The 15,314-nt window shown below is 61.7% G+C and carries 12 protein-coding genes; 6 read left to right on the plus strand and 6 right to left on the minus strand.

Annotated features, from left to right (window positions below):
- The first annotated feature begins 181 nt into the window (after positions 1-181).
- From LT42_RS21635 to LT42_RS21645, 3 genes are all read left to right on the plus strand, one after another.
- A complete protein-coding gene (locus LT42_RS21635; RefSeq protein WP_037018535.1) occupies positions 182-1,828 on the plus strand; it encodes an acyl-CoA dehydrogenase family protein in 1,647 nt (548 codons plus the stop codon).
- Between the two features lie 60 nt (positions 1,829-1,888).
- The gene (gene amn, locus LT42_RS21640; RefSeq protein ID WP_162835424.1) at positions 1,889-3,385 is read left to right on the plus strand and encodes an AMP nucleosidase; all 1,497 of its coding nucleotides are present in this window, start codon (positions 1,889-1,891) and stop codon (positions 3,383-3,385) included.
- 91 nt (positions 3,386-3,476) lie between these two features.
- Positions 3,477-4,109 (plus strand): pseudouridine synthase, encoded by a 633-nt coding sequence (locus tag LT42_RS21645; RefSeq protein WP_037018025.1) that lies wholly within the window; start codon positions 3,477-3,479, stop codon positions 4,107-4,109.
- Positions 4,110-4,969: 860 nt separating this feature from the next.
- Here LT42_RS21645 and LT42_RS21650 read toward each other — a convergent pair.
- The 3 genes from LT42_RS21650 to LT42_RS26350 all read right to left on the minus strand — a co-directional run bounded on the left by LT42_RS21650 (position 4,970) and on the right by LT42_RS26350 (position 6,520).
- On the minus strand, positions 4,970-5,164 hold the full coding sequence (locus LT42_RS21650) for a DUF2788 domain-containing protein (RefSeq protein ID WP_037018027.1): 195 nt from the start codon (positions 5,162-5,164) through the stop codon (positions 4,970-4,972).
- Between the two features lie 24 nt (positions 5,165-5,188).
- Positions 5,189-5,668 (minus strand): Lrp/AsnC family transcriptional regulator, encoded by a 480-nt coding sequence (locus LT42_RS21655; RefSeq protein WP_037018030.1) that lies wholly within the window; start codon positions 5,666-5,668, stop codon positions 5,189-5,191.
- A gap of 255 nt (positions 5,669-5,923) precedes the next feature.
- Positions 5,924-6,520 (minus strand): hypothetical protein, encoded by a 597-nt coding sequence (locus tag LT42_RS26350; protein ID WP_070356542.1) that lies wholly within the window; start codon positions 6,518-6,520, stop codon positions 5,924-5,926.
- Here LT42_RS26350 and LT42_RS26055 point away from each other — a divergent pair.
- Positions 6,506-7,297, plus strand: coding sequence for a DUF6515 family protein (locus LT42_RS26055; protein WP_208855926.1), 792 nt, complete (start codon positions 6,506-6,508; stop codon positions 7,295-7,297). The genes LT42_RS26350 and LT42_RS26055 overlap by 15 nt on opposite strands.
- A gap of 133 nt (positions 7,298-7,430) precedes the next feature.
- On the opposite strand, the gene LT42_RS21670 is transcribed toward LT42_RS26055, so the two are convergent.
- Together LT42_RS21670 and LT42_RS21675 are read right to left on the minus strand one after the other, a co-directional pair.
- Positions 7,431-8,348: a cation diffusion facilitator family transporter gene (locus LT42_RS21670; RefSeq protein WP_052075366.1), complete on the minus strand. Its 918-nt coding sequence runs from the start codon at positions 8,346-8,348 to the stop codon at positions 7,431-7,433.
- Between the two features lie 24 nt (positions 8,349-8,372).
- Positions 8,373-8,798: a hypothetical protein gene (locus tag LT42_RS21675; RefSeq protein ID WP_037018032.1), complete on the minus strand. Its 426-nt coding sequence runs from the start codon at positions 8,796-8,798 to the stop codon at positions 8,373-8,375.
- 534 nt (positions 8,799-9,332) lie between these two features.
- Between LT42_RS21675 and hrpB the strand changes: the two genes are divergently transcribed.
- Together hrpB and LT42_RS21685 are read left to right on the plus strand one after the other, a co-directional pair.
- Complete coding sequence (hrpB, locus tag LT42_RS21680) at positions 9,333-11,864, plus strand: ATP-dependent helicase HrpB (protein ID WP_037018036.1); 2,532 nt, start codon at positions 9,333-9,335, stop codon at positions 11,862-11,864.
- Positions 11,865-11,995: 131 nt separating this feature from the next.
- Entirely contained in the window at positions 11,996-14,125 is a 2,130-nt protein-coding gene (locus LT42_RS21685) for a TonB-dependent siderophore receptor (RefSeq protein WP_037018038.1), read from the plus strand.
- Between the two features lie 93 nt (positions 14,126-14,218).
- On the opposite strand, the gene LT42_RS21690 is transcribed toward LT42_RS21685, so the two are convergent.
- Positions 14,219-15,313 (minus strand): endonuclease/exonuclease/phosphatase family protein, encoded by a 1,095-nt coding sequence (locus LT42_RS21690; RefSeq protein WP_037018041.1) that lies wholly within the window; start codon positions 15,311-15,313, stop codon positions 14,219-14,221.
- Position 15,314: the final 1 nt, after the last annotated feature.

The following is a 15,314-nucleotide window of genomic DNA, read 5'->3' on the forward strand; positions in this document are numbered from 1 at the left end:
GTTGCGGCCATTTTTCGCGGGCAAGCGCGCTCCTACAGTGGATGTGCGCACGGCAACGCAGCGAAAGCGCCGTGATTTCGTCGGGTTTGGCGCTGTCGTTGTGGCGGGGCGCGTGATTCACTAGAGCTTCCGCACGATCGCCGCGTGCTGCCCGGACCGGAGTCGCCTCATGGACCAGCGCATCAACCTGCATCAATTTGCCGAGACCCATGAGGTCACCAATCAGCCGCCTTCGCTGGACGGCATCAACCTTTACCGCATCGACCTGCCGCTGCAAGAATGGTCGCAGCGCTTCGGTGCGGGTTGGGCGCAGGACCAGATCGACGCCTACGGCGCATTGGCCGGCGGCCCGTTGATGGAAGCGGGGTTCCTCGCCAATCAGAACAAACCCGTATTCGCCAGTCATGACCGTTATGGGCATCGCATCGATCTGGTTGAGTTCCACCCTGCCTACCATCAACTGATGCAGACGGCGATCGAACACGGCATTCCTTCGTTGCCCTGGACTGATCCTCGTGAGGGCGCTCATGTAGCCCGCGCCGCCATGAGTTACCTGCACACCCAGGCCGAAGCGGGCAGCGGTTGTCCCCTGACGATGACCTTCGCCAGCGTGCCTGCGTTGCGCCTTCAGCCTGATCTGGCCGAAACGTGGTTGCCGAAGATCCTTGCCACCCAATACGACCCTCGCAATGTCGGCATCGCCCACAAGGCCGGTGCAACCATCGGCATGGCCATGACCGAAAAGCAGGGTGGCACCGATGTGCGCGCCAACACCACGCGCGCGTATCCGGTCGGCCAGCCGGGCCCCGGCCAGGCCTATGAACTGGTCGGGCACAAATGGTTTTGCTCGGCGCCGATGTGCGATGCCTTTCTCACCCTGGCCCAGACCGATAAGGGCCTGACATGCTTCCTGCTGCCGCGCCATCGCCCGGACGACACCCGCAACGAGTTCTACATACAGCGGCTGAAGAACAAACTGGGCAATTGGTCCAACGCGTCCAGCGAAGTGGAGTTTCGCGGCGCTTTGGCCTGGATGGTCGGCGAGGAAGGGCGCGGCGTACCGACCATTATCGAAATGGTGGCGATGACCCGCTTCGATTGCATGACCGGCTCCAGCGCGCTCATGCGTCAGGCCCTGACCCAGGCCGCGCACCACTGCGCCCATCGCAGCATCGGCGGTCGCGTCCTCAGCGAACAGCCGCTCATGCAAAACGTGCTCGCCGACCTGGCGCTGGAGAGCGAAGCCGCCCTGGCGCTGACCTTGCGTATGGGACGTTCGCTGGAGCGCCTGGATGACGGCCATGAAGCCCGTTTCGCACGGCTGGTGACGGCAGTGGGCAAATACTGGATCTGCAAGCGAGCGCCAGCGATGATCAACGAAGCGGCCGAGTGCATGGGCGGCGCGGGGTATGTCGAGGACACGATCCTGCCGCGCCTGTATCGGGAAGCGCCGGTCAATTCGACGTGGGAAGGTTCCGGCAACGTGCAATGCCTGGACGTCTTGCGCGCGCTGTCCAAAGAGCCTGGTGTGCTCGATGCTTTGTTTGACGAACTCGGCGATGGGCATGGCGACAAGCGTCTGGCTGCGCATATTCAGCAACTGAAGGCAGCGTTCCAGGACACCAGCGATATCCAGTACCGCGCCCGGCAACTCACTGAAGACATCGCCGTCGCGCTTCAGGCGAAACTGCTGCTGGAAGCAGGCAATGAGGTGGTCAGCGACGGCTTCATCGCCGGCCGCCTGGACCAGCCGGGTCGGGTCTACGGTGCCTTGCCGCGTGGGGTCGATGTGCAAGCGCTGGTCGCGAGGTCCTCACCGCAGGCATAACGCGTCCATTACCGCACGTGCCGCAGCCAGATCGTGCCTTCGTCATCTGTTGCAGGCAAGATGTGCGCTTGCAAGATCAGAAGGGTATGCATCGTGACTGAAGCTTTTATCGTCGTAGAAACTGCCGAACAAGCCGTCGACCGGCTCGCCGAGCTGCACGCACGGGCAACCAATGCCTTGAGCCAGGCGCTCAAGCGCTACTTGAAAGACCGCGTTGAACCCGATGCCGCCGAGCGTCTGATGTTCCGCTATCCGGAAATCCGCCTGACTTACCACTGCCATGGCGAAGTCCCACTCACCACGCGCGCTTATGCCAAGGTGCAACTGCCTGGCACCTACAGCGTCACCGTTACCCACCCGGCGGCGTTCCGCAAATACCTGCTCGAACAGCTTGTGCCCCTGATGAACGACTTCACCGTGACGGTAGAAGTGGGCGTGAGCGAGCAAAATATTCCTTATCCGTACGTGGTTGAGCAGGGCGATGAGCTGGCCGGCACGGGTGTGACGGCTGCGACGCTGGCACGGGTGTTCCCGAGCACCGATCTGTCGGCTGCCACCGATGGTATCGCTGACGGCCTGTACGACTGGGCCAATACCGATCCGCTGCCGCTCGCGCTGTTCGACGCCGCCCGTGTCGATTTCTCGCTGCGCCGTCTGGTGCACTACACCGGCAGCGACTGGCGCCACGTCCAGCCGTGGATTCTGCTGACCAACTACCACCGCTACGTTGACCAGTTCATCGTTCATGGGCTGGAAAGACTGCGCGATGATCCGCGTTTCGTGAAGATGGTCCTGCCGGGCAACGTCATCGTCGACAAGAGCATGGATTACGGCGAAGCCCAGGCCATCGTCTCCAGCGTGGTCTGGCACCGTTATCAAATGCCGGCTTACCACCTGATTGCCGAAGACGGGCATGGCGTGACGCTGGTCAACATCGGCGTCGGCCCGTCCAACGCCAAGAACATCACTGATCACCTCGCCGTGCTGCGTCCGCATTGCTGGCTGATGATCGGGCACTGCGGCGGTCTGCGTCAGTCGCAAACCATCGGCGACTATGTGCTCGCCCACGCGTACATGCGCCGCGACGGCATTCTTGATCGCGTTCTGCCGCCCAATATCCCGATTCCGGCGCTGGCCGAGGTGCAGTTGGCGCTGCAGGAATCAGCCGCGCAAGTCACTGGCGAGCGTGGCGAGGACCTGAAGAAGCGTCTGCGTACCGGCACCGTGCTGACTTACGACGACCGCAACTGGGAATTGCGCTGGGCGCAGGAGCGGCCGTTGATCAACCTGTCTCGCGCCGTGGCGGTGGACATGGAAAGCGGCACCATCGCCGCGCAGGGTTACCGCTTGCGCGTGCCGTATGGGACGCTGCTGTGCGTGTCCGACAAACCGTTGCACAGCGAGATCAAACTGCCGGGTTCGGCCAACGCGTTTTATGAGCGTGCCGTGACTCAGCATTTGAAGATCGGCATTGCCGCGCTGGATCTGATGCGCACGCAGCTCAACTCGCTGCACTCGCGCAAGCTGCGCAGCTTCGACGAACCACCGTTCCGTTAAGGCGCTAGGCGTTGAGCGAAAGGGCCACTAAAGTGGCCCTTTCTGTTTTTAGTGGTCTTTTCCGTTTCCGTCACTTGTTTACCGGTTTCCCATGTCCCGTAATTCACGTCCCGATTCCCGCCGTCCCTCACCTGATCGCACGGGCGCACCCCGGCGTGTCGCCAAGACGCCGCCTGCCGAACCTCGGCTGGTGCTGTTCAACAAGCCGTTCGACGTGCTGACCCAGTTCAGCGATGGCGAAGGCCGGGCGACGCTGAAGGATTTCATCGATATCCCCGGCATCTACCCCGCAGGGCGTCTGGACCGCGACAGCGAAGGCTTGCTGCTGCTGACCAACGACGGTCAGTTGCAGGCGCGCATCGCCGATCCCAAACACAAGCTGGCCAAAACCTACTGGGTGCAGGTCGAGGGCGAGCCGACGGACGAGCAGTTGCAAGCGCTGCGTGACGGGGTCGAGCTGAACGACGGCCCGACCCTGCCTGCACAGGCCCGGCAACTGGACGAACCACAGCTCTGGCCACGTGATCCGCCGGTGCGCTTCCGCAAAAGCGTGCCGACGAGCTGGCTCGAATTGGTCATCAAGGAAGGACGAAACCGGCAGGTGCGTCGGATGACGGCGGCGGTCGGGCTGCCGACGCTGCGACTGGTGCGTGTGCGCATTGGGGATTGGAGTATTGAGGGTCTGGATCAGGGTCAGTGGAAGGAAGTGCCGGCGAAGCTTTGATTTCTAACTGGGTAATTAGGGGGCTGGCACGCTCTTTCGCGGGCAAGCGCGCTCCTACAGTGGGTCCGTGCATGGCTGACGTTGCTGGGCGGCTTCATCACCGCGAACGTCCGGTTCCGCTGGCTGGATGACGCTACAAATCCTGCTGGCTGAGCGAATGCGGACAGGTGTAGGAGCGCGCTTGCCCGCGAAAAAAGGTGCTGGCGCCGGAGAGGTGTCGGGTGTACCTGCTGTATGCGGGCGATTGGTGGTGTGGCAGTGTCGAATGGGGTGCCGCCGACATTTTTCGCGGGCAAGCGCGCTCCTACAATGGGTCCGTGCATGGCTGACGTTGCTGGGCGGCTTCATCACCGCGAACGTCCGGTTCCGCTGGCTGGATGACGCTACAAATCCTGCTGGCTGAGCGAATGCGGACAGGTGTAGGAGCGCGCTTGCCCGCGAAAAATGGTGCTGGCGCCGGGGAGGTGTCGGGTGTACCTGCTGCATGCGGACGATTGGTGGTGTGGCAGTGTCGAATGGGGTGCCGCCGACATTTTTCGCGGGCAAGCGCGCTCCTACAGTGGGTCCTTGCCCGGCTGACGTTGCTGTGCGGTCCACATAATCGCGACCGTCCGGTTCTGCTGGCTGGATGACGCTACAAATGCCTCTGACTGGGCGAATGCGGACAGGTGTAGGAGCGCGCTTGCCCGCGAAAAATGGTGCTGGCGCCGGAGAGGTGTCGGGTGTACCTGCTGCATATGGGGGATTGATGGTGTGTCAGCGCGGAATTGGGTGCTTGCTCTATCTTTCGCGGGCAAGCGCGCTCCTTCAGTGGGTGCATGCAGGCTGCGCGAGCTGGGCTTTTGGTCGCAGCTTTGTCGCTACAGATACGCAATCACCACACTCTTGATCACAAACGCCAGAATCCCCAGGCCCAACACGCCGAAGAGAAGAAAGGTGCCGAAACGTCCGGCTTTGGACTTCTTCGCCAAGTCCCAGACGATGAAACCCATGAACCCGACCAGCCCGGTGATCAGGAGCGTCATCATCCATTCTTCGAACGCTGCCGGATCCATGCACGACTCCTTGCCAGACGCGGGTTAGCCGCGCAGGTGAACCAGCGGCAGTTCGGTGCTCGCCAGTACCTGGTTCAGCACAAAGCTCGAGCGCACGCTGGTCACTCCATCGATACGCGTCAGATGGCCGAGCAGGAATTTCTGGTAATGGTCCATGTCCGGCACGACCACCTTGAGCTGGTAATCGGCGTCGATCCCGGTCACCAGGCTGCACTCCAGCACTTGCGGGAGGTTGAGGATGTGCTGCTCGAAGTTCTCGAAGCGATCGGGCGTGTGACGGTCCATGCCGATGAGCACGTACGCAGTCAGGCTTAGCCCCAGCTTTTTGCGGTCCAGCAGCGCGACCTGGCGCACGATATAGCCGTCGTCCTCCAGTTGCTTCACGCGTCGCGAGCAGGGCGAGGGTGACAGGCCGATGCGCTCGGCCAGCTCCTGATTGGAGATCCGCGCGTCCCGCTGCAGTTCGGCCAAAATACTCAGGTCATATCTGTCGAGCTTGCTCACGTTGAGGGCCTTTAATGAATGGATTGCGCTGGATTATCTATCTGAGGCGAATTATTGCGCAAGCGGTGTTTTCATCAGCAACATTCGCAATCCTGTGTCGTCTGCCGAAGCCTATTCTTTTAACCAGAATCACTGCCCGGACATAGCGTCCAGCGCGGCCCGCCCAATCAGGCCAGCCGCGGCCTCCAGCCCGACAGGGTTGATCAGGCCACCGGGCTACGCACTGTCCAGAAGACGATGCGAGGTGAGCCGGCGTCAAAAGCGTCGAGCCAGGACGAAGTATTCGAGAGAGGGCCATTGAGCCCTCTTTTTTTGCGCCCGAAATTCAGCACTGAACGGCGCTAGCGCTTCTAGGGTTTCGTTCGCCACGCTGATAGAGTGCGGCGAACGGCGCACCCGACCCGCAGTCCTATCCATAGGTATCCGCGCCGCAGTGAGGAAAGCATGAATATGCGCATCTGGCGTTTGGCAGGTGTCAGTCTCTTGGCCTTGAGTGTCAGCGCTCAGGTGTTGGCCGACGACAATAATCAGCAGCAGCAGCAGCAGCAGCAGCAGCAGCGCCAACAGCAGCAGCGCGGCTTCGAGATGCAGCGCCAGCAGCAAGAGAACCAGCGCGGTTTTGCCGACGACCAACAGCGTCAGCAACAGCAACAACGCCAACAGCAGGCGCAGCAGCAACAGCAGCAGCGCCAGCAGGAACAGCTGCAACAAAATCGGCAGATTCAGCAGAATCAGCAAGAGCGCGCCAATCAGCAGCGCCAGCAGCAGGAACGCGAGCGCAATCTGCGCGACGACCAACGCCAACAGCAGCAGCAACAACAGCAACAGCGTCAGCAGATGCAGGACCAGCAACGCCGTCAGCAGGAACAGCAGCAGCAGCAGCGTCAGCTGCAGGACCGTCAGGGTGGCTTGCCCATTCAGGGTCGGCCTGACACGGTCGTTCAGACGCAGGAGCCGCGTCAGGGTTTTTACCGGGACCAACCTCAAGACAGCCGCTGGCGCGGGGGTGATCATCGCCCCGACAACGGCAACTGGCAGGCCGGCCGTCCCGGTGGACATGGCGACGGTTGGGGCGCGGGCCCGCGTTATCGTCCCGGCTACCAGATCGACCGCATGCCGGGCGGTTATTCGCGGGTGCCCTATCGCGGTGGGGATTATTACTACTCCAGCGGGTACTGGTATCGCCCGCAAGGGCCGCGTTATGTGGTCGTAGAGCCGCCGCGCGGTGTTCGCGTCCGCTACCTGCCGGACTACGCGCAACAGGTCTGGCTGGGCAGCTCGCTGTTTTTCGTCGCTGCCGGGACGTATTACACCTACGAGCAGAACACCCAGGAATACGTGGTAGCCGAGCCGCCGCAGGGTGTCGAGCCGGTCTTTTCACCGCAGCAGCCGCAGCAGCAGCCGATTCAGCAGGCAGCGAACCCCTACGACGTAGTGGCCTATCCGCCTAACGGCAAGCCGCAACAGGAAATCGAACAGGATCGCTACGATTGCTACCGTTACGCGGTGCAGCAGAGCAACTTCGACCCGGCCAGCGCCGGCTACCAACCCGCACCGGAAGTGCTGGGTGTGTACCGTCAGGCGATGGCCAGTTGTTATGCAGGGCGGGGGTATAGCATTCAGCAGTAACAGCGCGGGTCTGTAACCGCATATGCCTGAGTGGGACCGGCTTCAGCCGGGAAGAGGCCGGTTTGAACGCCATCAAATTTGCGGCGTGACAACCGACGCCTTCCCGGCTAAAGCCGGTCCCACAAAGGCGTTGTCAGCTCAAAATCGGGCCGCCTTGGTGTGCGCCATCGCGGTTCACGACTTCCTGCGGATCGGCATGCACCAGCACTTCGGCTTTGGGAAATGCCTCCTGAATCGCCGTTTCAACCCGCTCGCACAAGTCATGCGCCACCGACAGCGTCAACGTGCCCGGCAGTTCCAGGTGCAGTTGCACGAACCAATGGTTGCCCGAGATCCGAGTGCGCAGGTCGTGCGCGCCGAGCACGCCTGGTACGCCCTCAGCCAGTTCGAGCATCTTTGCGCTGACGTCCACCGGCAACTCCGCGTCCATCAGCACCGACACGGTCTCGCGGGCGATGGAGATCGCGCTCCACAGAATGTAAAACGCGATGGCCAGACCGAAATACGCGTCCAGCTGGGAATAGCCGTAGTACGCCAGCCCCAGCGCCAGCATGATGCTGAAGTTGAGCAGCAGGTCCGAACGATAGTGCAGCGAGTCCGCGCGAATTGCCGCCGAGCCTGTGGCTTTCACCACGCGGTGCTGCAGCGCCAGCAGCGCGATCGTCAGGCCAATCGAAAGCACCATCACCAGCAAGCCCAGCCCCGGATCACCGAGCGGATGTGGGTGTTGAATGCGGTCGATCGCCTGAAAGCCGATCAGAAACGCACTCACCGCGATGAACAACGCCTGCGCCATGCCTGACAACGCTTCGGCTTTGCCGTGACCATAACGGTGATCGTCATCGGCCGGGCGCAATGCGTAGTGCACCGCCAGCAGATTGAGAAATGACGCCGCGCCATCAAGCAAGGAGTCTGTAAGGCCGGCCAGCAAGCTGACCGAACCGCTGAGCCACCACGCCACCGCTTTGGCGACAATCAGAATGCTCGCCACCGCCAGCGACGCGCGGGTGGCCAGACGCAATAAGCGGGCGTGTTCGGGGCTGGTGCTCATGGCGCTTCCTTCAAATCAAAAAACTCAAGCCGACGGCACGAGGCCCAGAGCGGCAAGCTGCTGGGTACTGCCTTTGTGCTGAATCAGGCGCGGGTCGTCCAATGGCAGCGAGCGGCCAAGTTCAGTCTGGATAATGGCCTGCAGTTTGAGATTGTCGACCGTGCCGTCAGTGCGAACCGCCGGCGCCAGCTTCTGCGGATCGACCTGCGCTTGTTTGCCGCCTGGCAGGTAGATCGCGCCCGTAGCGAAGTCCACGCCGAAAGCGATTACGCCGGGGATGATGTAGAACAGCAGGCCGATGGCGTCGAGGATGACAATAGCCGGGTCCATCCGGCCGCTGCCCTGAATCTGGCCACGACGTTCAGGGTAAAAAATACTGCCGCAGGCAGTCAGTTGCGTCAGCAGACTGGCAACCAGAACACCGCCAATCAAACGGGAAGGAATGCGCATGGGGATCTCCTCAGAAGAAGTCGCAACTATACAAGGCAAACGCCTAAGCAATAAGAGTATCCGTAGGGGGAGGGAGTTCGGTGGGGGGCATGTGCTCAGGCTTGGTGTAGGTTTGGGCATGACTGCCCAGCCAACGCATGGACATCGAATGGTCGTTGAAGCTAAGTCTCCACTCTGCTGTTTTGTCGATGGTCGCGCCCTTGGGGCACGTTGCTCCAGCCAAGCGCGCTAACCGATGATGGCGGGCGCCACTCGACTGGAAAGGCAAGGACGAAGTCCCCTTGTAGGTTTGACGTGGGTACGTTCTGTGATAAATTCGCGTCGCTGCCCTAGCTGCTCCACTCCCGGGCTTTTGAAACGGTGATGAGACTAGGTTAAGTTGTGGCCCCGCTTGCGGGGCTTCCTCGTTTCTGGCATTTGAGATTCCTCATTTCTACGGTTCTCCACGACATCCTCCCTGGCGTCTAGATCTCTCCACCTGCCGAGGAGCACCAATAGTCGCGCATATACTCCCAGGCCCATCTCGGAGCCCACATGAATTCACTGCCCATCGATGCCGTCCTGCCCGCTTTGCGTCAGGCCCTTGCCGACCGCAACGAGGCGGTGCTCGAAGCGCCGCCGGGCGCGGGCAAAACCACGCGCGTGCCGCTGGCGCTGCTGCATGAGGACTGGCTGGCGGGGCAGACCATCCTGATGCTTGAGCCGCGGCGTCTGGCTGCGCGTGCTGCTGCTGAAAGATTAGCGAGCGAGCTGGGGGAGCGCGTCGGCGAGACCGTGGGTTACCGGATTCGCCTGGACAGCAAAGTCGGCCCGGATACCCGCATTGAAGTGGTCACCGAGGGGATTCTCACCCGGCGCTTGCAGGATGACCCTTCGCTGGAAGGCGTCGGGCTGCTTATATTCGACGAGTTTCATGAACGAAGTCTCGACGCTGATCTGGCGCTGGCCCTGACCCTCAACGGTCGCGCGCTGTTTCGTGACGAGCAGCCGCTGAAGATTTTGCTGATGTCGGCAACCCTCGAAGGCGAGCGCTTGTCCGTGTTGCTCGACGACGCGCCGGTCATCAGCAGCGAAGGCCGTATGTTTCCGGTGACGATGCAGTGGGGGCGGCCGTTCCAGCCGGGGGAGTTCATCGAGCCGCGCGTGGTGCAAACCGTGCTTGATGCGCTGGGCAACGAATCCGGCAGCGTGCTGGTATTTCTGCCCGGGCAGGCGGAGATCCGTCGCGTCAATCAGCAATTGGCTGATGCGATTGGCGAGCGCAGTGACGTGATGTTGTGCCCGTTGCACGGCGAACTCGATCTGAGCGCCCAGCGTGCGGCAATCGAGCCCGCCCCCACAGGCAAACGCAAAGTCGTGCTGGCCACCAATATCGCCGAAACCAGCCTGACCATCGACGGCGTTCGGGTGGTGGTCGACGCGGGGCTGGCGCGGGTGCCACGCTTCGATCCCGGCAGCGGCATGACGCGTCTTGATACGCAGCGGATATCCCGGGCCAGCGCGACTCAACGCGCGGGCCGGGCAGGGCGGCTTGAACCGGGTGTGTGCTATCGATTGTGGTCCGAGGCGCAGCACGATCAACTGGCGGCGTACGGCGCGGCCGAGATCCTTCAGGCCGATCTGGCCGGCCTGGCCTTGCAGCTCGCGCGATGGGGTGTCGAGCCGGCGCACTTGATCTGGCTGGACCTGCCGCCGGCGGCTGCCTATGCCCAGGCCCAGGACCTGCTGGCGCGACTGGGCGCTTTAACGCGGGAGCCGGGCGGCGCATGGAAAATCACTGCCCACGGCCAGTCGATGGCGCAGGTGCCTGCCCATCCTCGCATCGCCCATTTGTTGTTGCGTGGTCATGAGCTTGGCTTGGGCGCGCTGGCCTGTGATGTGGCTTCGCTGTTGGGCGAGCGCGATATTCTGCGCGGCGCCGGTGCTGATCTACACAGCCGGCTGACCTTGCTGGCGGGCGCCGAGCGAGCCGCGAGAGGCGCCCAGGGCGGGGTGCAACGGGCGCGACAGTTATCGAGGCAATATCGCGGGTATCTAAGGGGGGCGGCATGCAAAGCGGTCACTGACCCTGATCATCCTCGCTGGCTCGGCGCGCTGCTGGCGCTGGCGTATCCCGATCGCGTTGCGCAACAACGCAGGCCTGGCGGCGCGGAGTATCGGCTCGCCAATGGCCGCGCCGCCTTGTTTGCCGAACCCGACGCGCTGATGAAACAGCCATGGTTGGTGATTGCTGACCTGGGCAGTCGGCAGGGCCAGCGCGAGGAGCGGATTTACCTGGCGGCCGAGTTCGAGCCTGCATTGTTTGAAAGCGTGCTGGCCGAGCAGGTGACGGTGTTCGATCAGCTGGATTGGGATGAGCGCGAAGGCGTGTTCCGCGCTGAGCGTCAGCGCAAGGCTGGCGAGCTGATTATTAGCCGTGAGCCGTTGACCGGTCTGGATGATTCAGCGCGCGGTCAGGCCTTGCTGGCGTTGGTGCGACGCAAAGGCCTGGAGCTGCTGCCGTGGACGCCGGAGTTGCGCCAATGGCAAGCCCGCGTCGGTCTGCTGCGTCAGCTGGATCTCCAAAAGCTGAGCGAAAGCGAGTGGCCTGATGTCAGCAATGACGCGTTGCTGGCAACGCTGGAGCATTGGCTATTGCCGTATCTGGGCAAGGTCACGCGGTTGAGCCACTTTGGCAATCTGGACCTGTCGTCGATCTTGCATAACCTGCTGCCGTGGCCCTTGCCGCAGCGGCTCGAAGAGTGGGCGCCGCACCATTTGACCGTTCCTTCGGGATCCTCCGTGCGCCTTGACTACAGCGAGTCACCGCCTGTGCTTGCGGTGCGCCTGCAGGAACTGTTCGGCCTGGCCGACACCCCGCGCATCGCCAATGGCCGGCAGAGCGTCAAACTGCACCTGCTGTCCCCGGCGCGCCGCCCAGTGCAAGTGACCCAAGACCTCGCCAATTTCTGGCGCAGCACCTATGCCGAAGTGAAGAAGGATTTGAAGGGCCGGTATCCGAAGCACTATTGGCCGGACGATCCGTTGATCGCCGAGCCGACCGCGCGGGTGAAACCGAGGAAATGAACGGGCTGCGCCTTGGCATGACAACGAGCGAATGGAAAAAAACTTCACACGCAAGATGAGGTAAATGCTGCTTCAACTCGTGTAATAATAACGAATCGCATTTGCGTTGGTTTTATTTACGGAGTCAGCTCGTGGTCAAGCGCTTTAACCGGATTCATGCATCAGTCCTGCTGTGCTCCGCTCTACCTGGTCTTGCAACGGCTGCTCAGACGGTTACCGAACTGGCGCCCAGTGTCATCCAGTCCACACGCGATGCAGCTGACGGCTCGGGAAGCTACACGGTTTCTGAAGGGAGTACGGCCAGCAAGACCTCCACCCAGAATCGGGATGAAGCCCAAACGGTCAACACGGTCACTGCGCAAACCCTGGACGACTATCAGGTCAAAGACCTGAATGACGCCATGCGCTTCGTTAGTGGTGTGTCCCAGACGAATACGTTGGGGGGCACGAAGGATGCTGTGATCAAGCGCGGATTTGGCAGCAACGACGACAACTCCATCTTGCGGGACGGGGTCCGCTCGGCGATTGGCCGCAATCTCGGCGCCACCACCGATCACGTGGAAGTGTTGAAGGGCCCTGCGTCGCTGATGTATGGCGCGCTGGAGCCGGGCGGGCTGATCAACGTGATCAGCAAGCAACCGCAGTTCACCCAAAGCACGACATTGACGGGCTCTGGTTTCAGTGAAGGCGGCGGGACGCTTGGGGTGGACACCACCGGACCGCTGGGTGATACCAATCTGGCTTACCGGCTGGTTGCCGAGCGCTCCCACGAGGACTACTGGCGGAATTATGGTGTTGATGAGCACACGCTTATCGCGCCATCGATCGCCTGGGTCGGCGACCGCGCCAGTTTCTCGCTTGCCTACACCTACAACGATTACGCGAGTCCCTTTGACCGCGGCACCGTATTTGTCAAAGGCCGCCCGGCCGACATCAGTTACCGCGATCGCCTGGATGAGCGCTGGGCCAAGACCGTCGGCATCAGCCAAAGCACCACCGCAAAGTTTGAGTACCAGCTCAATGACGACTGGCGAAGCCGGTTGACCTACGGCTGGACGGAGGATCGTTACAGTCTGGCGATTGCCCAGCCCAGCACCTTGAACGGCAGCAACCTGCGCCGGATCGCCAATGGCGGGCACTATGACTATGAGAGCCGCTATACCGCGCTGGACTTCATAGGCGATCAGCAGTTGCTCGGCCAGCGGCACGAGATCGTCGTCGGGGTGGACAACGAGTCGCTGGATAAATACCGCGGTAAAACCTACCGCAACGCCAACAGCTCCGCCGGCAACCTCAACATCCAGAACCCCACCTACGGCAATCTGGCTGAGCCTTCGACCGTCAGCGCAGCGCAGAGCAACGCCGAAAATAACCTGGTCACGACCTCGGCGTACTTCAAGGACAACTGGCACCTCAATGACCGCTGGATTTTGGTCTTTGGTGGTCGTCAGGAACACTGGGATCAATACAGCGATCAGGGGCTGGGCAGTTCCTACGCACCGGGTGCCGATTCCAATGGCGATAAATTTCTGCCCTTTGGCGGGATCGTTTATCAGCCGGCCGACAACGTCGCGCTCTACGCAAACTACAGCCGTTCCTTCGTGCCGAATGATGCCGACGATGCCGGCAACAGCTTCAAGCCTACCGAAGGTCGCAGCTACGAAGTCGGTATCAAATACAGCCCGGTCCAGGCCCTCAACGTGAACCTGGCCGTGTACGACATCGTCAAGAAAAACCTGGTAAACAGCGTGCTGCAGAGCAACGGCGACAGCATTGACGAGGCGGTAGGGAAGGCCCGCTCGCGAGGGGTCGAGCTGGATGTGACCGGAGAGATAGCGCGTAACTGGAGCATCATCGGCACCTACGCCTATGACCACACGGAGGTGCTGAAAAACGCAGAATCCCCCGAGCAGGAAGGCAACCGTTTGCCCAATGCGCCGATGCACACCGCGAGCCTGTACCTCAGTCACCAACTCGGGCTGCCTGCCGAAACCGGCAAGTGGCATGTCGGTGCAGGTGCCCGATACGTCGGAGAGCGGCCGGGCGACGACGCCAATAGCTTCTGGCTGGACAGCTACACGACGGCCGATGCCTTTGTGCGCTGGGATTTACCCACCCATGACTACAAGACCAGTCTGCAGCTGAACATCGACAACCTGTTCAACAAGGAATACTACCCGGCCACCACGGGCAGCAGCACGCTCCAGGTGGAAGAGGGTGCGCTCCGAACCGCGCGACTTACGGCCAGCGTTACGTTCTGATTGCAGCGACCGGTGCCGGGGAATCCGGCACCGGTCGGTCAGGATCAAGTGCCCCTCTCATGCGCCCGCAAACAGGGCCCTACAACGGTGTTTCTATTCCGTCTTCGCTGGCACTCTGAACCGCGCAATCACCGGCATGTGATCAGAAATCAACAGCGTGTCCGCCTGCCTCACCCGCGCTTCAATCTTCTTCAATTCAGGGCTGTAGAACACAAAGTCCTGCGTCCGGTCCGGACCGCTGAGGGTTGGGTCGTTGGGGAAGCGGGTGTACCACTTGCGCCGGTCCTCGCCGTTCACCTCGTCGTTGCTCGGGATCATCGGGAAGCTTTCCCACAAGCCCTGAAGCTCACTCACCGCCGAATACGGTGCGCGTTGTTCAACGGCCAGTCGCTGATATTGCCCCAGCGGCAGCAAGTTGAAGTCGCCGCCGGTGATCCACAACGTGCCGTTTTGCTCGAAGGATTGTTGCAACTGACGCACCGCCGCCACCTGTCGCTGTTGCACGTCGCTGCCTGACGCAACGCCGCTCAGGTGCGTGTTGGTCACGGCCAGGCGTCGGTCATCGCTGAGGGGGAGGTAACTGACCAGCAGCGCAGGTTGGGGTTGAAACAGTCGGCTGATGAAATTGCCGGAGGAGGAGGGCAGGTGCAGGCGTTCGGCGCTGTCGAGTTGATACCGGCTCAGCGTCGCCAGCTTGCGTCCGACGCTGCCGAAGATGTGCCGGTCCGGTACAAAGTCCGACTTCCAGTAAAACGCTTCGGTGCTGCACGGGTAGAGATCCGCGACGCGCGCCTGGAGCAGGGCGAGTTGGTTGCCGTAGTCGGTGTTCTTCGCGCCGTCGTCAACTTCCTGCAACAGCAAAACGTCCGGTTGCTCGTCACGAATGACCCGCGCCACCTCGTCGAGGTTATAGGCCAGGTCTTCCGGCGTGGGGCGTTCGTCCGGGCCGTTGCCATCGGGCAGGTCGTACCAGAACACGTATCGCTTGCCGGCCAGGTATTGAATATTCCAGGTCATCACCTTGAGCGTCTGACCTGCCGCCAGTACCGGTGGCTTTGCATCCATTGCGTTGCAGGACACCGCCACGTTCTCCCGTCGGGCAGGATGCCAGGTCAGGTCATACAGCAGAATCCCGGACAGCCCGACGAATACCGCGACGTACAGGAGATAGCGCACCGGACGAGCCATT

Source organism: Pseudomonas lutea, from assembly GCF_000759445.1.
Lineage (GTDB): Bacteria > Pseudomonadota > Gammaproteobacteria > Pseudomonadales > Pseudomonadaceae > Aquipseudomonas > Aquipseudomonas lutea.